The organism is Rhodococcus sp. NCIMB 12038, from assembly GCF_002165735.1.
In the GTDB taxonomy this organism is placed as follows: domain Bacteria; phylum Actinomycetota; class Actinomycetes; order Mycobacteriales; family Mycobacteriaceae; genus Rhodococcus_F.
The window spans coordinates 286,425-311,638 of record NZ_NHML01000007.1; the positions used below are offsets into that span (position 1 = coordinate 286,425).

General features: G+C 67.6%; 24 protein-coding genes. 15 read left to right on the forward strand and 9 right to left on the reverse strand.

From position 1 onward, the window contains the following. The first annotated feature begins 226 nt into the window (after positions 1-226). Complete coding sequence (locus tag CA951_RS13155; protein WP_005248496.1) at positions 227-550, forward strand: WhiB family transcriptional regulator; 324 nt, start codon at positions 227-229, stop codon at positions 548-550. Between the two features lie 67 nt (positions 551-617). Here CA951_RS13155 and CA951_RS13160 read toward each other — a convergent pair whose 3' ends face one another. Then, complete coding sequence (locus CA951_RS13160) at positions 618-1,757, reverse strand: ArsA family ATPase (RefSeq protein ID WP_087557259.1); 1,140 nt, start codon at positions 1,755-1,757, stop codon at positions 618-620. Further along, the gene (locus CA951_RS13165; protein WP_087557260.1) at positions 1,754-2,770 is read right to left on the reverse strand and encodes an ArsA-related P-loop ATPase; all 1,017 of its coding nucleotides are present in this window, start codon (positions 2,768-2,770) and stop codon (positions 1,754-1,756) included. The genes CA951_RS13160 and CA951_RS13165 overlap by 4 nt, the downstream gene beginning before the upstream one ends. 55 nt (positions 2,771-2,825) lie before the next feature. Between CA951_RS13165 and CA951_RS13170 the strand changes: the two genes are divergently transcribed. The 3 genes from CA951_RS13170 to CA951_RS13180 are packed head-to-tail and all read left to right on the forward strand — an operon-like array spanning position 2,826 to position 4,268. After that, entirely contained in the window at positions 2,826-2,990 is a 165-nt protein-coding gene (locus CA951_RS13170) for a DUF4177 domain-containing protein (RefSeq protein ID WP_005248493.1), read from the forward strand. A gap of 5 nt (positions 2,991-2,995) precedes the next feature. Continuing rightward, a complete protein-coding gene (locus tag CA951_RS13175) occupies positions 2,996-3,472 on the forward strand; it encodes a RidA family protein (protein ID WP_087557261.1) in 477 nt (158 codons plus the stop codon). 4 nt (positions 3,473-3,476) lie between these two features. Further along, a complete protein-coding gene (locus CA951_RS13180; RefSeq protein WP_087557262.1) occupies positions 3,477-4,268 on the forward strand; it encodes an MBL fold metallo-hydrolase in 792 nt (263 codons plus the stop codon). Between the two features lie 63 nt (positions 4,269-4,331). Here the strand turns inward: CA951_RS13180 and CA951_RS13185 are convergent, their stop codons facing one another. Then, a complete protein-coding gene (locus tag CA951_RS13185) occupies positions 4,332-5,006 on the reverse strand; it encodes a Crp/Fnr family transcriptional regulator (protein ID WP_005256089.1) in 675 nt (224 codons plus the stop codon). Between the two features lie 219 nt (positions 5,007-5,225). Next, on the reverse strand, positions 5,226-5,498 hold the full coding sequence (locus tag CA951_RS13190; RefSeq protein WP_012691409.1) for a hypothetical protein: 273 nt from the start codon (positions 5,496-5,498) through the stop codon (positions 5,226-5,228). Between the two features lie 81 nt (positions 5,499-5,579). On the opposite strand from CA951_RS13190, the gene nth reads away from it, so the two are divergent. The 4 genes from nth to marP are packed head-to-tail and all read left to right on the forward strand — an operon-like array spanning position 5,580 to position 8,985. Next, on the forward strand, positions 5,580-6,365 hold the full coding sequence (gene nth, locus CA951_RS13195) for an endonuclease III (RefSeq protein ID WP_087557263.1): 786 nt from the start codon (positions 5,580-5,582) through the stop codon (positions 6,363-6,365). Between the two features lie 12 nt (positions 6,366-6,377). Further along, positions 6,378-7,040 carry a TlpA disulfide reductase family protein gene (locus CA951_RS13200; RefSeq protein WP_087557264.1) on the forward strand — a complete coding sequence of 221 codons (663 nt, stop codon included), beginning with the start codon at positions 6,378-6,380 and terminating at the stop codon, positions 7,038-7,040. After that, positions 7,037-7,798, forward strand: a complete 762-nt coding sequence (locus CA951_RS13205) for a CoA pyrophosphatase (RefSeq protein WP_087557265.1) — start codon at positions 7,037-7,039, stop codon at positions 7,796-7,798. Before CA951_RS13200 ends, CA951_RS13205 begins: the two co-directional genes overlap by 4 nt. Beyond that, complete coding sequence (marP, locus tag CA951_RS13210) at positions 7,795-8,985, forward strand: acid resistance serine protease MarP (protein WP_087557266.1); 1,191 nt, start codon at positions 7,795-7,797, stop codon at positions 8,983-8,985. Before CA951_RS13205 ends, marP begins: the two co-directional genes overlap by 4 nt. Before the next feature lie 3 nt (positions 8,986-8,988). Here marP and CA951_RS13215 read toward each other — a convergent pair whose 3' ends face one another. Genes CA951_RS13215 through nhaA form a run of 3 tightly spaced genes read right to left on the reverse strand, consistent with a single transcriptional unit; the run spans position 8,989 to position 11,693 of the window. Continuing rightward, a complete protein-coding gene (locus tag CA951_RS13215) occupies positions 8,989-9,927 on the reverse strand; it encodes an alpha/beta fold hydrolase (RefSeq protein WP_087557267.1) in 939 nt (312 codons plus the stop codon). Between the two features lie 9 nt (positions 9,928-9,936). Next, positions 9,937-10,461 carry a phage holin family protein gene (locus tag CA951_RS13220; RefSeq protein WP_087557268.1) on the reverse strand — a complete coding sequence of 175 codons (525 nt, stop codon included), beginning with the start codon at positions 10,459-10,461 and terminating at the stop codon, positions 9,937-9,939. Further along, positions 10,458-11,693, reverse strand: a complete 1,236-nt coding sequence (gene nhaA / locus CA951_RS13225) for a Na+/H+ antiporter NhaA (protein ID WP_087557305.1) — start codon at positions 11,691-11,693, stop codon at positions 10,458-10,460. The genes CA951_RS13220 and nhaA overlap by 4 nt, the downstream gene beginning before the upstream one ends. 177 nt (positions 11,694-11,870) lie before the next feature. Between nhaA and CA951_RS13230 the strand changes: the two genes are divergently transcribed. After that, positions 11,871-13,256: an MFS transporter gene (locus CA951_RS13230; protein WP_087557269.1), complete on the forward strand. Its 1,386-nt coding sequence runs from the start codon at positions 11,871-11,873 to the stop codon at positions 13,254-13,256. Positions 13,257-13,327: 71 nt separating this feature from the next. Next, positions 13,328-15,145, forward strand: coding sequence for an adenylate/guanylate cyclase domain-containing protein (locus tag CA951_RS13235; RefSeq protein WP_087557270.1), 1,818 nt, complete (start codon positions 13,328-13,330; stop codon positions 15,143-15,145). A gap of 51 nt (positions 15,146-15,196) precedes the next feature. Here CA951_RS13235 and acs read toward each other — a convergent pair whose 3' ends face one another. Then, on the reverse strand, positions 15,197-17,191 hold the full coding sequence (acs, locus tag CA951_RS13240) for an acetate--CoA ligase (protein WP_087557271.1): 1,995 nt from the start codon (positions 17,189-17,191) through the stop codon (positions 15,197-15,199). 316 nt (positions 17,192-17,507) lie between these two features. Here acs and CA951_RS13245 point away from each other — a divergent pair, with 316 nt between their 5' ends. The 5 genes from CA951_RS13245 (at position 17,508) to CA951_RS13265 (ending at position 23,663) form a co-directional block, all read left to right on the forward strand. Continuing rightward, positions 17,508-19,124: an ABC transporter substrate-binding protein gene (locus CA951_RS13245; protein ID WP_087557272.1), complete on the forward strand. Its 1,617-nt coding sequence runs from the start codon at positions 17,508-17,510 to the stop codon at positions 19,122-19,124. Positions 19,125-19,246: 122 nt separating this feature from the next. Further along, complete coding sequence (locus CA951_RS13250; RefSeq protein ID WP_012691421.1) at positions 19,247-20,173, forward strand: ABC transporter permease; 927 nt, start codon at positions 19,247-19,249, stop codon at positions 20,171-20,173. After that, a complete protein-coding gene (locus CA951_RS13255; protein ID WP_087557273.1) occupies positions 20,166-21,140 on the forward strand; it encodes an ABC transporter permease in 975 nt (324 codons plus the stop codon). The genes CA951_RS13250 and CA951_RS13255 overlap by 8 nt, the downstream gene beginning before the upstream one ends. 5 nt (positions 21,141-21,145) lie before the next feature. Beyond that, positions 21,146-22,882, forward strand: coding sequence for a dipeptide ABC transporter ATP-binding protein (locus tag CA951_RS13260; RefSeq protein ID WP_373413772.1), 1,737 nt, complete (start codon positions 21,146-21,148; stop codon positions 22,880-22,882). A gap of 31 nt (positions 22,883-22,913) precedes the next feature. Beyond that, positions 22,914-23,663: a hypothetical protein gene (locus CA951_RS13265; protein ID WP_012691424.1), complete on the forward strand. Its 750-nt coding sequence runs from the start codon at positions 22,914-22,916 to the stop codon at positions 23,661-23,663. 414 nt (positions 23,664-24,077) lie between these two features. On the opposite strand, the gene CA951_RS13270 is transcribed toward CA951_RS13265, so the two are convergent. Continuing rightward, a complete protein-coding gene (locus CA951_RS13270) occupies positions 24,078-24,914 on the reverse strand; it encodes an HAD-IB family hydrolase (RefSeq protein ID WP_087557275.1) in 837 nt (278 codons plus the stop codon). Positions 24,915-25,214 lie beyond the last annotated feature (300 nt).

A 25,214-nucleotide genomic window follows, 5' to 3' on the forward strand; every position in this document is an offset into this window, starting at 1 on the left:
TGGGGTCTGAGGGTGCGCTGGTTGGGCGCAGAATTCGGCCCGGAAAATGCCCTGAGCACGGGGTATGGACGGCCGTACCAAAAAAGCGTGTTCTTCGTCTTGCGCGTGGCGGTTTCTTTACCTAAATTGTTGGAACAGTGTGATGGAGATAACACCCCATCGCTTATGTGGTGCAGCCTCGGCGTGCTACGCGCTGGGTTTGCGCAGACTCGAAGAGGGGAAACGAATGCACATGACCACCCCAACCAGCCGTCTGGACGTCGAGCAAGCAGAAGCGCGAATCGCCTGGGTCACCCAGGCCCGTTGCCGGGAAGTCGATCCCGATCAACTCTTTGTACGCGGTGCAGCACAGCGCAAGGCCGCAACCATTTGCCGGCATTGCCCGGTATTGATGCAGTGCGGAGCCGATGCACTCGACAATCGTGTCGAGTTCGGCGTGTGGGGTGGCATGACGGAACGTCAACGCCGGGCGTTGCTCAAGCAGCACCCCGAGGTGGAATCATGGTCCGATTTCTTCGAGGCTCAGCGGCAGCACCAGTCCGCTGTCTGAGATGCGGGATCGGATTCGCAGTAAGGAAGAACACAGGCGGGTGACCGGTTCTCCGGTAGCGGGCTGATCAGCTCGTCCGGGTGAGCTGGTCGCCTACCGCTCTCAAGGCCTCGAGGTCCGACACCTCGAACGGCAGCGAGGGCACGCCGACGATCGGTACCCGAGGGTGGGCTGCCGTGAACCGGCTCAGTAGTTGGACCTCACGCTTGGCGATCACCGCCCGATGGGCGTGGATTCGCAGCACAGCGGCGGTGAGGGGGTCTTGGTCCCCGAGTTGGTCGGCGGCAGTGACCGCGTGATCGGCCGACAGGGAACTGAGAGTGGGGTGCGTCCGATTCAGGACGAGGCCCGCGAGCGGCATCGCGTCGCCTGCGAGCCGGTCGACGAAGAATGCCGCCTCGCGCAGCGCGTCCGGTTCCGCTGCGGCGATCACCAGAAACTTCGTTCCCGGCTGCCGGAGCAATTCGTAAGTGCGCGTTGCCCTTTCCCGGAATCCGCCGAACATCGAGTCCAGTGACTGCACGAAACTCGAGGCGTCCGACAGCATCTGGCTGCCGACGATGGTGGACACGCCGCGCAGCGCCAGGCCCATCGCGCCGGTGACGAGCCGGGTGAGGCCGCGGCCGGGCGCGGTGAGCAACCGGATCATGCGACCGTCGAGGAAGGCGCCCAGGCGCTGGGGTGCGTCGAGGAAGTCCAGGGCGTTGCGCGACGGTGGCGTGTCGACGACCACCAGATCCCATTCGTCGCTGGAGGCGAGTTGCCCCAGCTTCTCCATCGCCATGTACTCCTGCGTCCCCGAGAACGAGCTGGCGACGGTCTGGTAGAAGGGGTTCGCGAGAATCTGCTCCGCCTTCTCCGGCGTGGAGTGCTCGATCACCATCTCGTCGAACGTGCGGCGCATGTTGAGCATCATGGCGTGCAGTTCGCCCGTCGCGTCCGGTCCGAGCTGCACCGGTTGCGGCGTGTTGTCGAGTTCCGCGACGCCGAGAGCCTGCGCGAGCCGGCGGGCCGGGTCGATGGTCAGCACGACCACCTTGCGTCCCTGCTCCGCCGCGCGCAGTGCCAGCGACGCGGCCGTGGTGGTCTTGCCGACGCCGCCGGCTCCGCAACATACGACGATCCGCGTTGCCCTGTTCTCCAGAATCCCCGCGACGTCGAGTGCGGAGGCGGTGCGGCGACGCTCGTGTTCAGCTGTCTGGGTCATCGGACACCCTGTTCCGTCAGATATTCCGCGAGCTCGTACAGCCCGCCCAGGTCCACACCGTCGGCGAGGGACGGCAGATGCAGCCGCGCCCCGTCCACTTCGCTGAGCGCTCCGGCGCTCTCCTCCTGCGCTTCGAGGACGGACGCGTGTTCGATCGTCTCGGTGAGCAGCCCGGCGAAATTCTCTTCGTCCAGGGTGATCCCGGTCTTCTGCAGTCCGGCCCGGACGGCCTCGGCGTCGATGCGGCCCTTCGCGACGTCGGCGAGGGTGTCGGCGGGCAGGAACTGCGGGCTGGTGCGGTTGACGACGACGGTGCCCAGCCGCAGGTCGGCGCGGGCCAGTTCCTCTGCGGCGTCGGTGGTCTCCTGCACGGGCAGCGCCTCGAGCAGGGTCACGAGGTGGACGACGGTCTCGTCGGAGTGCAGCAGGCGCACCACGCCCTCGCTCTGCGAGCGCACCGGCCCGCCCTTCGCGAGGTCGGCCATCGCCTTCGTCACGTCGAGGAAGTTGCCGATCCGCCCGGTCGGCGGGGCGTCGACGACGACGGCGTCGTACACCCGCTTACCCGACTTGTCGGAGCGCACCACGCATTCCTTGATCTTGCCGGTCAGCAGCACGTCCCGGAGGCCCGGTGCGATGGTGGTGGCGAACTCGATGGCGCCGAACTTGCGCATCGCGCGGCCCGCGAACCCGAGGTTGTAGAACATCTCGAGGTATTCGAGGAACGCGGTCTCGATGTCGATGGCCAGCGCCATGACCTCCCCGCCACCCTCGGCGGCCGCGACCTTCGTCTCCTGCGGCGGCAGCGGGGGCACGTCGAAGAGCTGAGCGATCCCCTGTCTGCCCTCGACTTCCACCAGTAGCACGCGGCGCCCACCCTCGGCCAGGGCGAGCGCCAACGCGGCGGCCACCGTGGACTTTCCGGTGCCGCCCTTTCCGGACACGAAGTGCAGCCGGGCCCGCGCGGCCTTCTCGGGCCACGTCGGGGTGAGCTGGTCTGGGGATGCAACCACGGGGTCGAGCCTATAAGTCTGGGAGCCGGGATGTGCGGGGGATAGGCTCACCGGCATGAGTGAATTGACTTCCTGGGAGTACGCCACCGTTCCGCTGCTCACACATGCGACCAAGCAGATCCTCGACCAGTGGGGCACCGACGGCTGGGAACTGGTGACGGTTCTGCCCGGACCCACCGGTGAGCAGCACGTCGCGTACCTGAAGCGTCCGAAGGGCTGACGGCCGTGGCGCAGACACAGAACTGGTCCGCCCGCCTGACCGAACTCGGCATCACGCTGCCGTCCGTTGTCCCGCCGGTGGCCGCCTACGTGCCCGCCGTGCGCACCGGCAACTACGTCTACACGTCCGGGCAGCTGCCGATCGTCGAGGGCAAGCTGACGATCGCGGGCAAGCTCGGCGCCGGCGTGTCGGACGAGGACGCCAAGGCCGCGGCCCGGGCGTGCGCTCTGAACGCGCTGGCGGCGGTGGACGCCCTCGTCGGCATCGACTCGGTGGTGCGGATCGTCAAGGTCGTCGGATTCGTCGCCTCCGCCGAGGGATTCACCGGACAGCCCGGCGTCGTGAACGGTGCCTCCGAGTTCCTCGGCGAGGTGTTCGGGGACGCGGGCGCCCACGCCCGGTCGGCGGTCGGTGTCGCGGAACTGCCGCTCGGCGCCCCCGTCGAGGTGGAACTCATCGCCGAAGTGCAACCGGAGTCGTAGTGCCATGACTCTTGCCCATCCGGCCTACGCCCAGGTGCGGGAGGTCACCCCGATCGTCTCGGTGATGCTCGAGGACAATCCCGGCATGATGACGCTCGACGGCACCAACACGTGGATTCTGCGTGCGCCGGGCCGGGACAAGTGTGTGGTGGTCGACCCGGGTGACGCCGACGAGGAGCACCTCGCCCGCGTCGCCGCACTCGGACCGGTCGCGCTGACGCTGATCACCCACCGTCACTTCGACCACACCGGGGGCGTGCAGCGGTTCTTCGAACTCACCGGCGCGCCCGTGCGTTCGGTGGACCCCGAGTTCCTCCGCGGCGGCGGCGAACCCCTCGTGGACGGCGAGACCATCGACGTCGCAGGGCTCACCCTCACAGTGATCGCCACGCCCGGGCACACGAAGGACTCCGTGTCCTTCACCGTGGAAGGTGAGGGCACCGTCCTCACCGGCGACACGATCCTCGGCCGCGGCACCACGGTGCTCGACGACTCGGACGGCGACCTCGGCGACTACCTGTCGTCGCTGCGCCGGCTGCTGGACCTCGGCACCGGACACCGGGTGATGCCCGGCCACGGACCGGAACTGCCCGACCTGAACGTCGTGGCGCAGCAGTACCTCGAGCACCGCGAGGAGCGACTCGACCAGGTGCGGGCCGCGCTCGGTGCGCTCGGCGGCGCCCCCACGGTCCGCGAGGTGGTCGAGCACGTCTACTCGGACGTCGACCCGAAGTTGTGGCCGGTGGCGGAGAAGTCCGTCAACGTGCAGCTCGCGTACCTGCGCAGCCTCGACTGACCGCACAACGACGTCGGCCACCCCCTCGCCGTGAGGGGGTGGCCGACGTCGTGGATGCGGGGACTACCGTGCGCGACGTGCCAGGCGCTCGGAGTCGGAGATCAGCACGCTCTTGCCTTCGAGGCGCAGCCATCCGCGGTGCGCGAAGTCGGCGAGCGCCTTGTTGACCGTCTCGCGGGAAGCGCCGACTAGCTGGGCGATCTCTTCCTGCGTGAGGTCGTGGGTGACGCGCAGCGAGCCCGCCTCCTGGGTGCCGAACCGCTGTGCGAGCTGCAGCAGCGCCTTGGCGACACGACCGGGGACGTCGGTGAAGATGAGGTCGGCCAGGTTGTTGTTGGTACGACGCAGACGGCGCGCGAGAACCCGCAGCAGCTGCTCGGCGATCTCGGGGCGGTGGTCGATCCACGCCTTGAGCGCTTCGCGGTCCATGCTGACCGCACGGACCTCGGTGACCGTGGTCGCGGTGGACGTACGCGGACCCGGGTCGAAGATGGACAGCTCACCGAACATGTCGGACGGGCCCATGATCGTCAGCAGGTTCTCACGGCCGTCCGGCGAGCGGCGGCCGATCTTCACCTTGCCGGAAACGATGATGTACAGGCGGTCACCGGGCTCACCTTCGTTGAAGATGACATGTCCGCGGGGGAAGTCGACAGGCTGCAGCTGCTTGGTCAGCGCCGCTACCGCTGAGGGCTCGACTCCTTGGAAGATGCCGGCTCTTGCCAGGACGTCGTCCACGTGCGCTCCTTGGGAATATTGTTCGTCTGTATGCATATTGTGCGCGATTTGCTGCATGTCGACGATGCCCCGGTGATCCGCGGCGTGTCGCTGTGCAACAGGTACGGCTCTGAAGTCTACGTTGAGACGGCTCGGTCTGAGTGACCGATACCACGGAAGTCGCAAAAGTTAACCGGATGATGCGTCCGGTGGTGCGTCTTGCCGGGGGTTGTCCAGGGGTCAGCTGGCGCGCCGCGAGCCCACTTCGGTGATGTCGGCGTCGTCGGATTCGAAGCCCGACCGCCCCTTGCGACGTCGATGGAAGCGTGCCAATGCGTGGGGGAAACCTTCGTGGGCCAGGGTGGCCACTTCGTCGTGACTTGCCTGGTCGAGGAACTCTTCCACCTCTTGCTGACGAACCGTGAGCCGGCGGAGTCTGAACTCCACCCGCTCCATTGCCAGCGCAAACAGCATCAGCAGCACTGGGAAGAGGACCACAGCGAGACCTTGCATACCGGGAAGTAAACACTGCAAAGGTCTCAGAAGCGACACAGCAGCAATTCGGATCGGTCGGGTGTCCGTAGAGTTGATCCCGTGCATGCGACCCCCAGCGACGGCTCCGAAGTGCGTGGACGTACCCGTTCGCGGGCCGCGAAGCAGGAAGAAACCCGGCTCGGACTCGTCCGGCGCGCCCGGCGGATGAACCGCAGGCTCGCCGAGGCCTTCCCTCACGTCTACTGCGAACTCGACTTCACCACACCCCTGGACCTCGCCGTCGCGACGATCCTGTCTGCACAGTGCACTGACGTGCGGGTGAACATGGTGACGCCGGCGCTGTTCGCCCGCTACCCCGACGCGAAGGCGTACGCGGAGGCCGAACGCACCGAACTCGAGGAGTACATCCGGTCCACAGGTTTCTACCGAAACAAGACGAACTCTCTGATCGGGCTCGGGCAGGCCCTGCTCGAGCGATTCGACGGCGAGGTCCCCGGCAATCTGAAGGATCTCGTGACGCTGCCCGGGATCGGCCGGAAGACGGCCAACGTGATCCTCGGCAACGCGTTCGATGTGCCCGGAATCACCGTCGACACCCACTTCGGGCGGCTCGTGCGGCGGTGGAAGTGGACGGAGGAGGAAGATCCGGTCAAGGTCGAGCACGCCATCGGCGCCCTGATCGAGCGCAAGGAGTGGACGCTGCTCTCGCACCGGGTGATCTTCCACGGCAGACGCGTCTGCCACGCCCGCAAGCCCGCCTGCGGGGTGTGTGTGCTCGCAGGCGACTGTCCGTCGTACGGCCTCGGCCCGATCGACCCCGACGTCGCTGCGGGACTGGTTCGTGGACCGGAGACGGAGCATCTGCTGCGTCTGGCCGGCAGGTGAGGGTCGATACGAGTGTCTAGCGCAGCGCGGTGGAGTCTGGCCGCCCTCGTGGTCGTGGTGGCGCTCGTCGTCGCGATCTGGCCGCGGGGCGACGACGCGGGAACGCCGTCGTACGAGGACCGGTTCGGTGCGGGTGGCGCCGCCTCGACGTCGGTGAGCGCCGATCCCGACGCCCTCGCGGCACTGAGGACGCAGGCGGGCCTGGCTCCGTGCCCCGCTCCGGCGGTCGCGTCCGGGTCTTCGGCGGATCCCGTGCTGTCCGGCATCACACTGGAATGCGTGGGCGACGGCAGTCAGGTGGATCTGGCGGCCGCGCTCGGTGGTAAACCGGCGCTGCTGAACCTGTGGGCGTACTGGTGTGGCCCCTGCGCCGAGGAGTTGCCCTATATGCAGCAGTTTTCGGATCGTGCGCGTGACGCGGTTACCGTGCTTACGGTGCACACCGATCCCAACGAGTCCAGCGCGCTGTCGCGGCTCATCGATTACTCCGTCACCCTGCCCGGTGTGCAGGACGGCGACGGTCGCGTCCGCGTCGCGGTCGGGGCCCCGCCCGTCCTCCCGGTCTCGGTGCTGATCCGGCCCGACGGCACGGTGGCGAAGGTCCTGCCGCAGCCGTTCCGCAGCGTCGACGAGATCGCGGACGCCGTCGAACAGAACCTGGGGGTGGCGGCATGACGTCTTCCGTGGACGGCGTCGCCGTTCCGCCCTGGCTGCGCCGAGTCGTGCACCGCACGCCCGCCGACCCGCACCGGATCAACCCCGTCCTCGACCGGCGCGCACCCACCGGGGCGACCACCCGGGAGGCGGCGGTGCTCGTGCTGTTCGGCGGCCCCGTCGAGGCGGACCCGCTGATGTCGGGCGGCCTGCCCGCCGGCGCCGACGTCCTGCTCACCCAGCGTGCGTCCACGATGCGCCAGCACAGTGGTCAGGTGGCCTTCCCCGGCGGCGCCAGCGACCCCGGCGACGAGGGACCCATCGCGACCGCGTTGCGGGAGGCCCAGGAGGAGACGGGACTCGACCCGTCCGGTGTCCGCCCGCTCGCCGTGCTCGAGGAGATCTTCATCCCACCGTCCGGTTTCGACGTCACCCCGGTCCTCGCGTACTGGGAGAAGCCCAGCGAGGTCGGCGTGGTCGATCCCGCGGAAGCGGAACGCGTCGCCCGGGTTCCCGTGCACACCCTGATCGATCCGCGGAACCGGTTCCAGGTGCGCCACCCGGCCGGGTACCAGGGCCCCGCGTTCGCCGCCGACGGCATGCTCGTGTGGGGTTTCACCGCAGGCATCCTCGCCGCCCTGTTCGCCGTCTCCGGCTGGGAACAGGAGTGGGACCGCCGCGACATCCGCGACCTCGACACCGTCCTCGCCGAACTCGACAACGACCTCGACGACGACCACCTGACCCACGGTCACGGCCGCCCGGCGGCCGAGCGATGACCGGGTCGCACTGGATCGACCTCGCCATCGTCCTGATCGCCTTCGTCGCCGCGACGTCGGGCTGGCGCCAGGGCGCCGTGGCATCGGTACTCGCCTTCATCGGCGTGGTGCTGGGTGCGGTCGCGGGCATCCTGATCGCCCCGCACGTGCTGGTGCACGTGGACGAGGGACGCGGTCGCGTGCTGGTCGGCATCGCCCTGATCGTGGTGCTGGTGATCGTCGGCGAGGTCGCGGGCATGGTCCTCGGCCGGGCCGCGCGGGGAAGCATGCACAGTCCGGTCGCGCGTTCCGTCGACAGCGTGATCGGCGCCTGCGTGCAGGCCGTCGCGGTGTTCATCGCGGCGTGGCTGCTGGCGATCCCGCTCACGTCCTCGTCCCAGCCTCAACTGGCGGCGGCGGTCCGCGGATCGAGCGTCCTCGAAACGGTCGACAACATCGCGCCCGCCTGGATGCGGCAACTGCCCACCGAGTTCACCGCCCTGCTCGACACGTCCGGGCTTCCCGACGTCATCGGGCCGTTCGGGCGCACCCCCATCACGACCGTCGACCCGCCGGACGCCAGTGTTCTGGAGAGCCCCGTCGCGTCCTCGCTGCAGTCGAGCGTGCTGAGGATCCGGGGTGTCGCCCCGAGTTGCCAGCGGGCGCTGGAGGGATCGGGCTTCGTCGTGGCACCCGACCGGGTGATGACCAACGCGCACGTGGTCGCGGGTACGGCGGGCATCGTCGTCGACACCGCGAACGGGCCGATGGACGCCGAGGTCGTGCTGTTCGACCCGTCCGCCGATGTCGCGGTTCTCGAGGTGCCCGGACTGGACGCTCCCGTCCTGAACTTCGCGCCCGAGCCCGCGCAGACCGGCGACAACGCGCTGGTGCTCGGCTACCCGGGCGGCGGGCCGTACACGGCCAGCGCCGCGCGGGTCCGGGAGATCCTGGACCTCAGCGGTCCCGACATCTACCGGGCGGGAACCGTCCAGCGTGAGGTGTATACGGTCCGCGGTTCCATCCGGCAGGGCAACTCGGGCGGACCGCTCGTCGACAGTGACGGCCGGGTGCTCGGGGTGGTGTTCGGCGCCGCCGTCGACAACAGCGACACCGGGTTCGTGCTCACCGCCGCCGAGGTGTCGCGTCAGTTGCAGGCGGCGTCCGGAGCGTCGGTCGCCGTGGACACCGGGGCGTGCATTCTCTGACGGTCAGACCGTGCGGGGTGCGACGAGGTCGAGCAGGGCGGCGTTGACGCGTTCCGGGGCCTCCCAGTGCGCGTAGTGGCCGACCCCGGGCACGGTGTGCATCTGCTGGGTGGGTGCGAAGCGGTGGCTGCGACGCACCGTGTCCGCGAGCACGTACGGGTCGAGGTCTCCGTGGAGGTGCAGGACGGGGATCCGCAGCGTCTGATCCATCGACGCCATGAACCGGCTGCCGTCCGGCCGGAACTGACTGCGGAACGCCCACCGCTGGTACTCCAGGGTGCAGTGCGCGGTGCCGGGGATCTGGATCGCCGACCGCATCCGTGACACCACGACGTCGAATTCCGGGTTCTCCGTCCAGCCGGGTCCGGAGCGTTCGCGGATCAACCGCTCGACCTCCGACCCGTCGTCCCGGGTGAGGCGACGTTCGGGACGCCACGGCACCTGGCAGGAGACGAACGAGGGCAGCAGGGCTTTGCGCTGGTAGCGGTCGTGGAGGACGGCCTGCTTGAGCGCGACGGGATGCGGCGAGCTGACCAGTGCGATCGACCGGACGAGACGAGCGTGCAGGACTGCCGTGGCCCAGCAGACCAGGCCGCCGTCGGCGTGCCCGACGAGTGTGGCCTCGCCGTAGCCCATCGCCCGGATCAGGCCGGCGATGTCGCCGGCCAGCGTCCACCCGTCGTAGCCGCGCGGCGGCTTGTCGGAATCGCCGTAGCCGCGGAGGTCGACGGCGACGGCCCGGTACCCCTCCGCGGACAGCGCCGTCAGCTGGTGGCGCCACGACCACCAGAAGTCCGCGAACCCGTGCAGCAGGACGACGAGCGGCGCATCCGGTGCGGATGCGCCGACCTCGACGGTGTGGAATCGGATTCCGTTGGCATGGATGTCGCGATGAATCCAGGGGCCGTCGAAACGGACGGTGGACGGATCGGGTGGTGCCACAGGAGCGAGTTACCGCGCGTGACGTCCGGTGGACGATGCGAGATGGGCTTCCGCATCCGAGTACGACGTGGGCAGCACGGTCTTGGCCTGCCTCAGGGAGTCGATGGTCTTCTCGGGCGCGCGGAGTTTGCGTACCCGCAGATAACCGAGCAGGGCGAGTATCGCCGTCACCACGACCATGATCAGGAAGACGATCAGGAACGCCAGCCAACGGGCGATCCACACGTCGAGGAGTTCGGCGAGGAAGAAGAAGAAGAAGAACGAGCTGAACAGCAGCACGGTGAATGCGAGGATGAAGAACAGGCTGCCCTGCAGGCCCTTCTTGACCTCACCGGTGACCTCGGCCTTCGCGAGCTCGACCTCGGCGCGGACCAGGGTGGACACCTGCGCGGTCGCATGCTTGACCAGCGTGCCGAGGCTCGCCTCGCCGGGTGTCTGAGCGTCCACATCCGTGAGCGGGATCGACGACACCGTGTTCGGCACCCCGTCTCCCGTGTAACGCGGGCTGTCTCCCTTGCCGTGAGTGATGCTCACTTGTCGACCCCTCCAGGTAGCTCTTGCACGTCCGAGTCATCCTGCCGGGCCGCATGGGCCCGACCGCGTCGCCACAGTAACGCTGATCCGATCAGCGACGCTGTCAACGATGTCACGAGCACCGCGACCTTAGCTATTTCGGCCTCGCTGCCGTCACCGATTCCCGCAAGCGCGAGATCCGCTACGAGAAGGCTAACGGTGAACCCGATCGCACCGAGCACTGAGAGGGCAAACATGTCCCGGAACCCGAGTGCACGCGGTTTCTTCGCGATACCCAGGCGGATCGCGAGCCAGGAGATGCCGAAGATGCCGACGGTCTTGCCGACGAGGAGTCCGGCGATCACGGACTGCGAGATGGGGTTGGTGAACAGCTGCCCGAGGAGTTCGCTGCTGAGGGCGACCCCGGACGCGAACAGGGCGAACACCGGGACACAGAGGCCCGCCGAAAACGGCTGGATGCGGTGCTCGAGGCGGGAGCCCGGGGATTCGTGTTCGCCGGGGTCGCGCCGCACCCGGGTGAGGAGACCGAGAGCGACGCCGGCCAGCGTGGCGTGGATTCCGGCTTGGTGCATGCAGTACCAGGTGAACAGAGCGAGCGGAACGTAGAGCCATGGGGTGGTGATGCGCCGGTGCTGGGCGACGGCGTAGGCGACCAGGCACACGGCGGCGCCGAGCAGCCACAGCATGGCGATCGAACTGGTGAACAGGACGGCGATGAGCACGATCGCGAGGAGGTCGTCGACGACGGCCAGGCTGAGCAGGAACACGCGGGCGCTCGCCGGGATGCGGGACCCGGTCAGCGCCAGCACACCCAGTGCGAACGCGATGTCGGTGGCGACGGGAATGGCCCAGCCCCGGTCCATGCCGGGTGTTCCGGCGCCGATCGTGGCGGCGATGATCGCGGGTACCACCACGCCGCCGCAGGCCGCGATGATCGGGAGAAGGGCACGTTTGCGGTCGGCGAGTTCGCCCACCACCAGTTCCCGTTTCAGTTCCAGGCCTGCGACGAAGAAGAAGACCGCCAGCAGCCCGTCCTGCGCCCACGTCCCGACCGTCAGGTTCAGGTGGAGCGCCTCCGGGCCGATCGTCCAGTCGCGCAACGCGAAGTAGGAATCCGAGACGGGAGAGTTCGCCCACAGGAGGGCCACCGCGGCGGCGGCCAGCAGGATCGAACCGCCGACCGTCTCGGTGCGGAGGTAGCGGGAGAGTTCGGAGCGGATGGGCTGGGTCACCAGGGGGCGCTCGCTTTCGATGTGGTCCGGGTACGGCAATTGCTCTGCCGACCAGACTTCCCGGCGCACCGAGAAGAGCTTATCCAATTTGCCAAGCGAAAGACACGAGGTGTTCAATTCCTAAGGAATGGACTCTCGTCCCAATAGTTGAAATAACGTCGTGCAGGAGTAATTCGAGTGAGCAGTGCCGTCGATACGTCGAAACCAGATCCGGACGGCGGGGCCACCGTCGCCGGCGTACCCAGAAGCCGGATCGTCGTCGCGAGCATGGTGGGAACGTCCATCGAGTTCTACGACTTCTACATCTATGCGACCGCGGCCGTGTCCGTGTTCCCGCACCTGTTCTTCCCCAAGGGAAACGGCACCACCGCGCTGCTGGCGTCACTCGCCACGTTCGGACTCGCGTTCGTCGCCCGGCCGCTCGGTTCGATCCTGTTCGGCCACTTCGGCGACCGCATCGGACGCAAGACGACGCTCGTCGGCTCACTCCTCACCATGGGCATCGCCACGTTCGTGATCGGTCTGCTGCCGACCTACCACCAGATCGGCATCGTCGCGCCCGCGCTGCTGGCGTTGATGCGCTTCTGCCAGGGCCTCGGACTGGGCGGTGAGTGGAGCGGCGCGGCACTGCTCGCGACCGAGACCGCGCAGAAGGGCAAGCGCGCCTGGGCGGCCATGTGGCCGCAGCTGGGTGCGCCGATCGGCTTCTTCCTCGCCAATGGTCTGTTCCTGATCATCACGCTGTTCATGGACCACGACAACAGCAGCCCCGACCTGGACGGCGCGTTCCTCACCTGGGGCTGGCGGATCCCGTTCCTGCTCAGCGCGATCATGGTGATGATCGGTCTGTACGTGCGGCTCAAGCTGGAGGAGACGCCCGTGTTCGCCCGTGCCGTCGCGCGCGGCGAGAAGGTGAAGACCCCGATCGCCGAGGTGTTCAAGACCAGCTGGCGTCAGCTGATCATCGGCACGTTCGTCATGCTCGCCACGTACACGCTCTTCTACATCATGACCACGTGGGTGCTGAGCTACGGCACCGGCAAGACCCCCGCCCAGGGCGGCACGGGAGCCGGGTTCCACTACACCGACTTCCTGGTCCTCCAGCTGATCGCGGTCCTGTTCTTCGCCGCCGCGGTTCCCGTGTCGGGGTGGCTGGCCGACCGCTACGGTCGCCGCATCACGCTGCTCACCATCACCGGGTTCATCATGCTGTTCGGGCTCACGTTCGGTGTCATGCTGAACCAGGACGGCATGGGCAACGCCCGCATGCTCGTCTTCCTGGCAATCGGAATGTTGTTGATGGGCATGACGTTCGGTCCGATGAGTGCCGTTCTGCCCGAGCTGTTCCCGACCAACGTGCGCTACACGGGTTCGGGGATCGCCTACAACACCGCCAGCATCCTCGGTGCCGCCGTCGCACCGTTCATCGCCACCTGGCTCGCCACGTCGTACGGCGTCGGCTGGGTGGGCATCTACCTGCTCATCGCCGCCGCGCTCACGTTCGTCGCGCTGCTGGTGATGAAGGAGACGAAGAACGAGTCCCTCGACGACGTAGGGGCCTAGCCCCTGTGCGCCTTTCTGGTAGCAGGAGCAACCAGAAAGGCGCACGGGCGCGGAGCGCCTATAGTTCTTGCATGGCGAAAGCCGTGCTGCTGTCCAGGACGGCCCGGATCCGGCTGCCGAAGCAGGATCTGTGGTCGTTCCTTGCCGATACCGATCGGCTCAATCGCAACATCGATCTGTCGCCGGTGCGTTTCGCTCCGATGCTGGACCGTCGCCGCAAGGGGCACTATTCGGCGGAGACCCGTTCGTACGGACGGCGGGTGCGGTACGAGGAGTTCCCGTTCGAATGGGTCGAGGGCCGGTTCTATCAGGTCCTTCGCCGCTTCTCCCGCGGTCCGCTCGCGGAGGTGTCCACGGGTGTCCGGCTCCACCCGGCCGCCGACGGGACCGATGTCGAGGTGTTCGCCCGGATCGTCCCTCGCACCCGGTTCGGCGCGATTGCCGCGCGAACGCTGTTGGCGCGCACGGGCATACGGAAGACGGTGGCGCTCGCCCACGCGCTGGAGCGACACGTCCGCGACCCGCAGACGCACGCCGTTCCCGCCCTGCCGCCGCCGGAGCAACTCGACGCCGGCCGGCTGGAACTCCGCACGGCGCAGCTGTCGCGATCGCACGACGCCCCGAACTTGATCGGGCGCTTGGAGTCCCACTTACGGACCGCGTCCGACCTGGAGGTGACGGGCATGCGCCCGTTCGAGCTGGCGGACCGCTGGGGTGCCGACCGGATGCAGCTGCTGTACGTCTTCCTCCACGCAGCGGACTGCGGTCTGCTGGACCTGAGCTGGAGCGTCCTGTGCCCGGTCTGCCGGACCGCCCGCGAGGACGCCGACCGGATTCGACAGTTGCCGAGTCGCGTCCACTGCGACACCTGCGACATCGCGTTCGACACGGACCTCGCGCGGTCGGTGGAGATCCGTTTCGACGTCAACCCGGCCGTCCGCCGGGCGGAGCGGGCCAGGTACTGCATCGGTGGTCCGGCGAATTCACCGTCGGCGATGGCTCAGTTGCGGCTCGGGCCGGGGGAGCGGCGCTGCGAGCGGCTCGAACTCGACCCGGGGTGGTTGCGGCTCCGGTGTTATCAGGTGGGTACCCCGGTGGTCTGCGAGGTCGGTCCTGCCGGTGGCACGCTGCGGGTCGACTGCGGGCCCGGTGAACTCCGGGTGCGGGATGCGCCCGGCACCGACGGCGCGTGCCTGCTGGAGGTCGCGAACCGGCTTCCCGGTGAGGCTCTGGTGGTGGTCGAGCGGGAGCGGTGGAAGGACGCCGCGGCGACCGGTGCGCTCGTGACGTCGCTCGACGGTTTTCAGGACCTGTTCCCGGATCAGGGGGTGGCGCCGGGCGACGAGATCGGGATCGCGAACCTGGCGGTGCTGTTCACGGATCTGAGCGGTTCGACCGCACTGTACGAGCGTATCGGCGACGTCCGGGCGTTCGCGTTCGTGCAGAGCCATTTCCGCTACCTGCGTGACGCGGTGGTGAGCGAGAACGGCAGCGTCGTGAAGCAGATGGGTGACGCGGTCATGGCGACGTTCGCCGACGCGAGGGAGGCCTGGTCGGCGGCGGCGTCGATGCAGAGCGGCTGGGACGAGTTCCGTCGCAGGCACCTCGGCGACGACGACTCGGTGTCGTTGAAAGTCGGGTTGCACCAGGGGCCTGCCGTGATGATCGACAACGACGGCCGGATCGACTACTTCGGTGCGACGGTCAACCTGGCGGCCCGGGTACAGGGCTGTGCTGCGGGCGGCGACATCGTTCTGTCCCGGGCCGTTCACGACGACCCGGAGGTGGCGCCGCTGCTCGCGACGTCCGGCTACCGGTGCGACGTCTTCACCACCGGGCTGAAGGGGATCGGCGAGGAGCAGACGCTGTGGCGGCTTCGCCGCCCGTGAGTGGTCGAGGAGTGCAGGGACTCGTCAACCACTCACGGGGCGTGGAGCGCCCTACTTGCCGCGGATGGCGTCGAAGACCTTGGGGTCGACGAGGGTGGAGGTGTCGCCGAGGTCGCGGCCCTCCGCGATGTCCTTGAGCAGTCGCCGCATGATCTTGCCGGAGCGGGTCTTGGGGAGTTCGGGGACGATGGTGATCTGGCGGGGCTTGGCGATCGGGCTGATCTCCCGGGACACTTCGGCCTTGAGTTCGGCGATGAGGGTGTCGCCGGTGTTCTCGACGCCTTCGCGGAGGATGACGAACGCGACGATGCCCTGGCCGGTGGTCTCGTCGGCGGCGCCGACGACGGCAGCTTCGGCGACACCGTGGTGGCCGACGAGGGCGGATTCGACCTCGGAGGTGGAGATGCGATGGCCGGAGACGTTCATGACGTCGTCGACGCGGCCGAGGACCCACAGGGCGCCGTCGTCGTCGTACTTGGCGCCGTCACCGGCGAAGTACCAGCCCTGCTCGGGGTACCGGGACCAGTAGGTTTCGCGGTAGCGGTCCATGTCGCCCCAGATGCCGCGGAGCATCGCCGGCCACGGCTTGTCGAGGACGAGGTAGCCGGAGCCGCCGGCGCCGAGTTCCTTCGCGTCGTCGTCGACGATCTTCGCGGAGATCCCGGGCAGCGGCGCCATCGCGGAGCCGGGTTTGGTCGCGGTGATCCCGGGCAGCGGGGAGATCATGATGGCGCCGGTCTCGGTCTGCCACCACGTGTCGACGATGGGGGCCTGGTTCCCGCCGATCACCTCGCGGAACCACTTCCACGCCTCGGGGTTGATCGGTTCGCCGACGGAGCCGAGGAGCCGGATCGAGGACAGGTCGTGGGCGTCGGGAATGTCCCTGCCCCACTTCATGAACGTGCGCACCAGCGTGGGGGCGGTGTAGTAGATGCTGACGCCGTACTTCTCGATGATCTGGAAGTGGCGGTGCTCGTCGGGGGAGTTCGGGGTGCCCTCGTAGACCACCTGGGTGACACCGTTGGACAGCGGTCCGTAGACGATATAGCTGTGGCCGGTGACCCAGCCGATGTCGGCGGTGCACCAGTACACGTCCTGGCCGGCCTTGTGGTCGAACACGTTGTGGTGGGTGTACGACGCCTGGGTGAGGTAACCGCCGGAGGTGTGGATGATGCCCTTGGGCTTTCCGGTGGTGCCGGAGGTGTAGAGGATGAACAGCGGGTGCTCGGCGTCGAACGGCTGGGCCTCGTGGGTGTCGGACGCCTTCTCGACGGTCTCGTGCCACCACAGGTCCCGGCCGTCGGCGACCGCGACGTCGATGCCGGTGCGCTTGACGACGAGGACGTGCTCGACGGACGCGGCCCCGTCGACCGCCTCGTCGACGGCGGGCTTGAGGGGTGCGGCCTGGCCGCGGCGCCACTGCCCGTCGACGGTGACGACGAGTTTGGCTTCGGCGTCGTCGATGCGCGAGCGCAGGGCGCTGGCGGAGAAGCCGGCGAAGACCACGGAGTGGGTCAGGCCCAGGCGGGCGCAGGCGAGCATGGTGACGATGGCCTCGGGGATCATCGGCATGTAGATCGCGACGCGGTCGCCGGCGACGAGTCCGAGGTCGGTGAAGGTGTTGGCGGCCTTGCTGACTTCGGTGAGAAGGTCGTTGTAGGTCAGGTCGCGGGTGTCGCCCGGTTCGCCTTCGAAGTGGATGGCGACGCGGTCGCCGTTACCGGCGAGGACGTGGCGGTCGACGCAGTTGAAGGCGACGTTGAGTTGTCCGCCGACGAACCATTTCGCGACGGGCGCGTCCGACCAGTCGAGTACCTCGGAGAACGGCGTGTGCCAGTGCAGGCGCTCGGCCTGGGTGGCCCAGAATGCGAGTCGGTCCTCGTCTGCGGCAGCCTGGAGTTCGGGTCCGGCGTTCGCAGTGGCGGTGAACTCGGGGCTCGGCGGATACACCTGCGGGGCGGCATCGGAATGGTCCGACTTCTCCGTCGCTCCGCTCGCCTGTGTGGAATTCCCCGTCGCTCCGCTCGCCTGTGCTGCACTGGTCATTGTGGGCCGGCCTTCTTTCCAGTCTCGACTTCGGCACTTCTAGCACGTGTGAGGGTAGTCACAAGGGCTCCCGAGCGCACCGTTGCACAGGGTTGCAAGCCCATATTCTGCGACGATCGGTCGAATGGGCGCGACGGACGGCACGCTCGGGCGACGAGCGGCGACCCCGGCGCAGACGATGTTTCGATCGGATGCCGATTCCACGAGTTTCACCCGTCGTGGCCACACAGATTGAAACCTTGACTTATCGTCATCCCATCGTTCGGGCTGCGCCCGGCACCGCTGCCCGGAACCATGCAGATCTGGGAGGAACGTCTTGCGCATCACACGTGTGGCAACCGTCGTTCTGGCGGTCGGCCTGGCAGCAGGGATGCTGTCTGCCTGCTCGTCCGGTGACTCGTCGGGCGGGGGTGGCAGCGGCATCGTCAACGCCTGGGCGGGTGAACCGCAGAATCCGTTGATTCCCACCAATACCAGCGAGAATCAGGGTGGCCGCGTCGTCGATGCGCTGTTCGCGGGACTCGTCTCCTACGACTCCGACGGTGGTGTGAACAACGAGGTCGCCGAGTCCATCGAGACGACCGACGGCAAGACCTTCACTGTGAAGCTGAAGGACGGCTGGACGTTCACGGACGGCACGCCGGTCACCGCGGCCTCGTTCGTCGACGCCTGGAACTACGGCGCGCTGTCGACGAACGCGCAGCTCCAGGCGTCCTTCTTCGACCCGATCCAGGGCTACGACGAGGTGGCTGCGGAGAACCCCACGGCGCAGACCATGTCGGGACTGAAGGTGGTCGACGATTCGACGTTCACGATCGAACTCAAGCAACCCGAGTCCGCCTTCCCGGACCGTCTCGGGTTCGCCGCGTACTACCCGCTGCCCGCGGTGGCGTACCAGGACATGGCCGCGTTCGGGGAGAATCCCGTCGGCAACGGTCCGTACATGATGTCGGGTCCCGGGGCGTGGCAGCACAACGTGCGGATCGACACCGTCGTGAACCCCGACTACAACGGCAACCGCAAGCCGAAGAACGCCGGCGTCGACTTCGTCATGTACAACAGCCTCGACACGGCGTACACGGATCTGCTCGCGGGCAACGTCGACGTCCTCGACCAGGTGCCGCCGAGCGCGGTCACCACGTTCGAGACCGACCTGCCGGGGCGCACCGTGAACCAGCCGTCCGCGACCATCGAGACGTTCACGATCCCGGGCCGCCTGCCGCACTTCAGCGGTGAGGAGGGCACGCTGCGCCGGCAGGCCATCTCGATGGCGATCAACCGCGACCAGATCACCCAGCAGATCTACAACAACACCCGTACCCCCGCGCTCGACTTCACCAGCCCCGCCATCGAGGGCTGGTCGGATTCGCTGGTGGGCAACGGCAACCTGAAGTACGACCCGGAAGCGGCGAAGAAGCTGTGGGCCCAGGCCGACGCCATCGCCCCGTGGTCGGGCAGTTTCGAGATCGCATACAACGGCGACGGCGGCCACAAGGAGTGGGTCGACGCCACCGCGAACAACATCCGCAACACGCTCGGTATCGACGCGAAGGGCAAGGAGTATCCGACGTTCGCGCAGATCCGCACGGAGGCCACCAACCGGACCATCCCCAGCGCGTTCCGTTCGGGGTGGCAGGGCGACTACCCGCAGCAGTACGGCTTCCTCGCGCAGAACTACCAGACCGGCGGCAGCTCCAACGACGGCGACTACTCGAACCCCGAGTTCGACCGGCTGCTGCGCGCCTCCGCGGGTGAGGTCGATCCCGACAAGGCACAGGACCTGCTGAACCAGGCGCAGGAGGTTCTCCTGCACGACCTGCCCGCGGTCCCGACGTGGTACCGCAACGCGGCGAGCGGCTGGTCCGAGAACGTGTCGAACGTGGTCATCGACTGGAAGGGCATCCCGATGTACTCGGACATCGAGAAGAACTGACGCACGGGAGTTTTCTCCGACGGGTGGGGCCGCGAGCTGTCAGTTCGCGGCCCCGTTCGGGAGTACTGGCCGAGGCTCTGGATTCCTGACGTCACGGCCCCCGACGAATAGGAGGTGATCCGATGCTCTGGTACGTCGGTCGCCGTTTGCTTCAGATGATTCCCGTGTTCCTCGGGGCCACGTTCCTGATCTACGCGATGGTGTTCCTGCTGCCCGGAGACCCGATCGCGGCGTTGGCGGGCGACAAGGCCCTCAGCCCCGCGGTGGCGGCGCAGCTCCGCGCCCGGTACCACCTCGACCAACCGTTCCTGATGCAGTACTTCCTGTATCTGAAGGGTATCTTCACGCTCGACTTCGGTACGTCCTTCTCCGGTCGTCCCGTCAGCGAGGTTCTGGCTCAGGCCTTTCCGATCACCATCAAGTTGTCTCTGATGGCGCTCGCGATCGAAGGGATCTTCGGGATCGGTTTCGGCCTGTTCGCCGGGCTCCGCAAGGGCGGCATCTTCGACAGTTCCGTCCTCCTCGTCAGCCTGGTGATCATCGCGATCCCGATCTTCGTCATCGGTTTCCTCGCCCAGTTCTTCATCGGTGTGAAGTGGGGACTGGTGCCGCCGACGGTCGGGGGCAACACCAGTTTCAAGAATCTCCTGCTGCCCGCCTTCGTCCTCGGGTCGGTGTCGTTCGCGTACGTGCTCCGGCTCACGCGGACGTCGGTCGCCGAGAATCTCACCGCCGACTACGTGAGAACCGCAACGGCCAAGGGTCTTTCACGACGCCGGGTGGTGCAGGTGCACGTGCTGCGGAACTCGCTGATCCCGGTGGTCACCTTCCTCGGCGCCGATCTCGCCACCCTGATGGGCGGCGCGATCGTCACCGAGGGCATCTTCAACATCAACGGCGTCGGCGGCACGATCTATCAGGCGGTCACCCGCGGCGAGGCGCCAACGGTGGTGTCCTTCGTGACGGTGCTGATCGTCATCTATCTGCTCGCCAACCTGATCGTCGACCTCCTGTACGCCGCGCTCGACCCGAGGATTCGCTATGTCTGAGAAAGTGGAGAGTCAGTCGGCCGGAACGGGCGACCGGAAGACCCGTCAGGCTCATTTCGTGGCGCCCGAGGAAGTGGCGGCGCCGGGGGAGACCGACGCCGTCCACATCGACCAGCCACCGACGAGCATGTGGTCGGATGCATGGCGCGATCTACGTAAGCGCCCGCTGTTCCTCGTCGCATCGGTGATCATCGTCGTGGTGATCGCCGTGGCGGCGTTTCCGGACCTGTTCACCAGCACCGATCCCCGGTTCTGCGATCTCGCGTTCAGCATGCAGGGGCCGTCGGCGGGCCACTGGTTCGGATTCGACAAGCAGGGCTGCGACATCTACTCCCGCACGATCCACGGGGCGCGGGCGTCGGTGCTGGTGGGCGTCGGTGTCACATCGATCGTGCTCGTGGTGGGGGTGGTGTTCGGATCGGTCGCCGGGTTCTACGGCGGCGCGGTGGACTCGCTGCTGTCCCGGGTCGCCGACATCTTCTTCGGCATCCCGCTGATCCTCGCCGCGATCGTCCTGATGCAGCTGTTCACCAACCGCACCATCTGGACGCTGATCGTCGTCCTCGCCCTGTTCGGGTGGCCGCAGATGGCGAGAATCGCTCGTGGCGCGGTGATCTCGGCGAAGAGCAACGACTATGTGATGGCGTCGCGGGCGCTCGGCGTCTCGAACGTGCGCACCCTCGTCCGGCACGTGCTGCCGAACTCCCTGGCCCCGATCATCGTGATCGCGACCATCTCCCTCGGCATCTACATCGTGGCCGAGGCGACGCTGTCGTTCCTCGGCATCGGGTTGCCGTCCACCGAGATCTCGTGGGGCGGAGACATCAGCACCGCCCAGGTCACGCTGCGTCAGGGTTCGCCGATCCTGTTCTATCCGGCGACCGCGCTGGCGATCACGGTCCTGGGTTTCATCATGATGGGCGACGCTCTCCGGGACGCGCTCGATCCCAAGGCACGGAAGAGATGAGCGCGATGACCGCGAACGATTCGGCGGGACCGCAGGATTCGGCCGACGAGGTGCCGTTGCTCGAGATCCGGGACCTGGAGGTGTCGTTCCAGTCCCACTCCGGGCTCGTGCCCGCGGTGCGTCGTGTCAGCCTCACGGTGTATCCGGGGCAGACGGTGGCGATCGTCGGTGAGTCCGGTTCGGGCAAATCCACCACCGCTCACGCGATCATCAACCTGCTACCCGGAACGGGAAAGGTGACCGGTGGTCGGATCCTGTTCGAGGGGCAGGACCTGGCGGAAGCGTCCGAGCGCGAGTTCGTCGCACTGCGCGGGAAGAAGATCGGCCTCGTCCCGCAAGACCCGATGTCCAACCTCAACCCGGTGTGGAAGGTCGGATTCCAGATCGAGGAGGCGTTGGAGGCCAACGGGATCGCGAAGGGCAAGGCCGCGAAGGCGCGTGCCGCCGAACTCCTCGAGGAGGCCGGCCTCGCCGACGCCGAGGACCGGCTGGGCCAGTATCCGCACGAATTCTCCGGCGGCATGCGTCAGCGCGCGCTCATCGCCATCGGGCTGTCGGCGCGCCCGCAACTGCTGATCGCGGACGAGCCCACGTCCGCCCTCGACGTCACGGTCCAACGTCAGATCCTCGACCACCTGGACGGTCTCACCGACGAACTCGGCACCGCGGTCCTGCTCATCACCCACGACCTCGGTCTGGCCGCGGAGCGGGCCGAACACCTGATCGTGATGAGCAAGGGGCGGGTCGTCGAGGCGGGGCCTGCGCTGGAGATCCTGCAGCGGCCGCGTCACCCGTACACCCGGAAACTGGTGGCCGCGGCGCCGTCGCTGGCATCGCAACGCCGGAGTTCTTCGCTGGCCCGGGCGGACATCCGGGAGCACGCGCTCGAAGTGGTGGGCGAGGCCGAGCAGCACGGCCAGATCGGCGTCGAATTCGGCAAGGCCACCGACGACGTGGTCGTCGCCACCGGGCTGACCAAGGTGTTCAAGATCCGCCACGGGCTACGGAAGTCCACCGACTTCACCGCCGTCGACGACGTCTCGTTCGCGGTCCGGCGCGGGACGACCACGGCCATCGTCGGCGAGTCCGGGTCGGGCAAGTCGACGGTCGCGCAGATGGTGCTCGGACTTCTCGCTCCGACGTCGGGGAATGTGGTGTTCGACGGCAAGGAGGTCGCGACGCTGGACCGCAGGGAGACGCTCGCGTTTCGTCGGCGGGTGCAGCCGATCTTCCAGAATCCGTACGGCACGCTCGACCCGATGTACTCGATCTTCCGCACCGTCGAGGAGCCCCTGCGCACCCACAAGGTGGGGACGAAGGCGGAGCGGGAAGCGCGGGTGCGCGATCTGCTGGACAAGGTGGCGTTGCCGGCTTCGGTGATGCGGAGGTTCCCGAACGAGTTGTCGGGTGGCCAGCGGCAGCGGGTGGCGATCGCCCGGGCGCTGGCGCTGCAGCCCGAGATGGTGGTGTGCGACGAGGCGGTGTCGGCGCTCGACGTGCTGGTCCAGGATCAGATCCTCACGCTGCTGAACGACCTGCAGGCGGAGCTGGGGCTGACGTACCTGTTCATCACCCACGACCTGGCGGTGGTGCGGCAGATCGCCGACGACGTACTCGTCATGTCCGCAGGCGCGATCGTGGAGAAAGCCACCACCGACGAGGTCTTCACGTCCCCGAAGGAGGAGTACACCCGGAAGCTGCTGGACGCGATTCCCGGCGGATCGATCCGGCTCGGCGCCTGACCCGCGGCGGCGCCGGGTAGCGTTCCGGTACGTGAGCGACCCGTTGCAGCCCCTCGTCGACCTTCCCGGTGTCCGCGAAGCCGCAGACCGTGCGCGCGACGCGCTCGGCGCGGTTCACCGCCACAAGACCAACCGGCGCGGCTGGCCGACCACGGCGGCCGAGGCGGCGGTTCGTGCCGCCCGCGCCTCGGCGTCGCTGGACGGTGGCAGCACCGAACTGCCCGCCCCCGGCGAGGCCGGCGACCCCATCCTGTCGGGTGCCCTGCGCGTCGGGCAGGCTCTCGACGGTGACGCCCTCACGCTTCTGCAGTCCACGTGGCAGCGTGCGCCACTGCAAGCCCTCGCGCGGCTGCACCTGCTGGCCGCGGCCGACCTCGTGGAGGATCAGGAATTGCTCGGCAGGCCTCGGGCCGGGTCCGGTGTCGCGGAGCGGCTGGACGGTCTGGCTCAGCTCGTGACGGGGGGGACGGCCGCACCCGCGCCGGTGCTGGCGGCGGTGGTGCACGGGGAATTGTTGACGCTGAGGCCGTTCGGGGTGGGCGACGGCATCGTCGCCCGCGCTGCGTCCCGTCTGGTCTCGGTGTCGAGCGGGCTCGATCCCCACAATCTCGGGGTTCCGGAGGTCAGCTGGCTGCGACGGCAGCAGGCGTACCGCAACGGGGCAGCCGCCTTCGCCTCGGGCGAACCGGAGGGGGTCGGGAGTTGGGTCGTCCTCTGCTGCGGTGCGCTGGAGGCCGGAGCCCGCGAGGCCACGTCGATCGCGGAAGCGGCGGCGAGTTAGCTCGAAGCGGTTGCGCTGCAACATGTTCCCGGACATGTGAAACGGGCGGCGCTGCCGACTGGTGTCGACTTCGCCGCCCGTTAGCACGGACAACCGGTTACCAAGCGTGCAATGGTGGGTTGTGTAGGTGGCCTCGGCGAGAGTCCGAATATCGTCGGGTCGTCCTTGCAACCTGTGCAGGGTCCTTGCCGGTGAAGACTCGAGTCTCGCAGGCCCACAACGCTTTTGCCCTTATAGTGGCTTATGCTTCGCGTGGGTACCTAGTGCCCGTGCTGGGAATCCTGGTCGGGAGATCGATCCTTCTCTTCTGGGTCGACCTTGGCCTTCCGTTCTTCCGTAACTCCTTTGTACCCCGTGACCCCCCTCACAGCAAGTATCAAATCAGGTTTGTGACCGTGTCGCGGGTTGCGGCGGTCAGCGCTTGCGGCGCAACACTCCGTAGGTGAATGCGCCCGCGACCAGGGCCCCGACGCTCACCGCGGCGGTGGTCGCCACGGTGGTGGCGGACGGCGCCTGGAGCCGCGCTCTGAGGGAGACCGGATTCGAGAAAGTCAATATGGGCCAACCGTTTCCGGCCGCGGCCTTCCGGAGCGCCCGGTCCGGGTTGACGGCCGTCGGGTGGCCGACTGCGGACAGCATCGGCAGGTCGGTCACGGAGTCGGAGTAGGCGTAGCATGCCGACAGGTCGTAGTGGTATTCGTCGGCCAGTTGCCGCATCGCCTCGACCTTGCCCTCGCCGTAGCAGTAGAACTCCACCTCGCCCGTGTAGAGCCCGTCCGCGACCGCCATGCGGGTGGCCATGCTGCGTGTCGCTCCGAGTGCTTCGGCGATCGGCGTCACCACTTCCTCGCCCGACGCCGAGACTACGATGACGTCGTGACCCCGCAACTTGTGGTCCGCGATGAGGTCGGCGGCCTCCGCGAACACCAGGGGGTCCACGATGTCGTGCAGGGTCTCGGCGACGACGGACCGGACCTGCTCCACGTTCCAGCCCGCGCACATGCTCGTGAGGTAGGCGCGCATCCGCTCCATCTGATCGTGGTCCGCGCCCGACAGCAGGAACAGGAACTGCGCGTAACTGCTCTTGAGGACGGACCGTCGATTGATCAGGCCCTGGTCGAAGAACGGTCTGCTGAACGCGAGGGTGCTGGATTTCGCGATGATCGTCTTGTCGAGGTCGAAGAATGCGGCAACCCGACCCGTCTCGGTGTGTCGACCTGTCTTGGCACTTCTCTGTGGCTTCGCGGTCACAATTTCCAAGGATATGCGGACTTCGGCTCAGGGTGCGTGTTCCGTGTGACCGCTCGGAACAGGGGCGTTCGGTATCTCCGACACCGTAAAACATTTGAACAGTTGAACTTGCAAATACTGATCTGGTGAGGTGTAGTATTGCTGACGTCCGGATTTGATCCGGACGATGTTCAGCCCGACCCCCCGGGGCTGAACACTGACGACCCTCGCCTCCTCCCCCCCTGGCGAGGGTCGTCCTCTGTTTGTGGCCGGTCTGCCACCCTTCGCTTTCTGCTCTCTAAAAATTGGTGCGGCGGTACC

Coding starts and splice junctions, on each gene's coding strand:
- CA951_RS13170 (WP_005248493.1), top strand. CDS start 2,826: ATGAGTGAATTGACTTCCTGGGAGTACGCCACCGTTCCGCTGCTCACA.
- CA951_RS13155 (WP_005248496.1), top strand. CDS start 227: ATGCACATGACCACCCCAACCAGCCGTCTGGACGTCGAGCAAGCAGAA.
- marP (WP_087557266.1), top strand. CDS start 7,795: ATGACCGGGTCGCACTGGATCGACCTCGCCATCGTCCTGATCGCCTTC.
- CA951_RS13180 (WP_087557262.1), top strand. CDS start 3,477: ATGACTCTTGCCCATCCGGCCTACGCCCAGGTGCGGGAGGTCACCCCG.
- CA951_RS13255 (WP_087557273.1), top strand. CDS start 20,166: ATGTCTGAGAAAGTGGAGAGTCAGTCGGCCGGAACGGGCGACCGGAAG.
- CA951_RS13250 (WP_012691421.1), top strand. CDS start 19,247: ATGCTCTGGTACGTCGGTCGCCGTTTGCTTCAGATGATTCCCGTGTTC.
- CA951_RS13235 (WP_087557270.1), top strand. CDS start 13,328: ATGGCGAAAGCCGTGCTGCTGTCCAGGACGGCCCGGATCCGGCTGCCG.
- CA951_RS13205 (WP_087557265.1), top strand. CDS start 7,037: ATGACGTCTTCCGTGGACGGCGTCGCCGTTCCGCCCTGGCTGCGCCGA.
- CA951_RS13190 (WP_012691409.1), bottom strand. CDS start 5,498: ATGCAAGGTCTCGCTGTGGTCCTCTTCCCAGTGCTGCTGATGCTGTTT.
- CA951_RS13160 (WP_087557259.1), bottom strand. CDS start 1,757: ATGACCCAGACAGCTGAACACGAGCGTCGCCGCACCGCCTCCGCACTC.
- acs (WP_087557271.1), bottom strand. CDS start 17,191: ATGACCAGTGCAGCACAGGCGAGCGGAGCGACGGGGAATTCCACACAG.
- CA951_RS13260 (WP_373413772.1), top strand. CDS start 21,146: ATGACCGCGAACGATTCGGCGGGACCGCAGGATTCGGCCGACGAGGTG.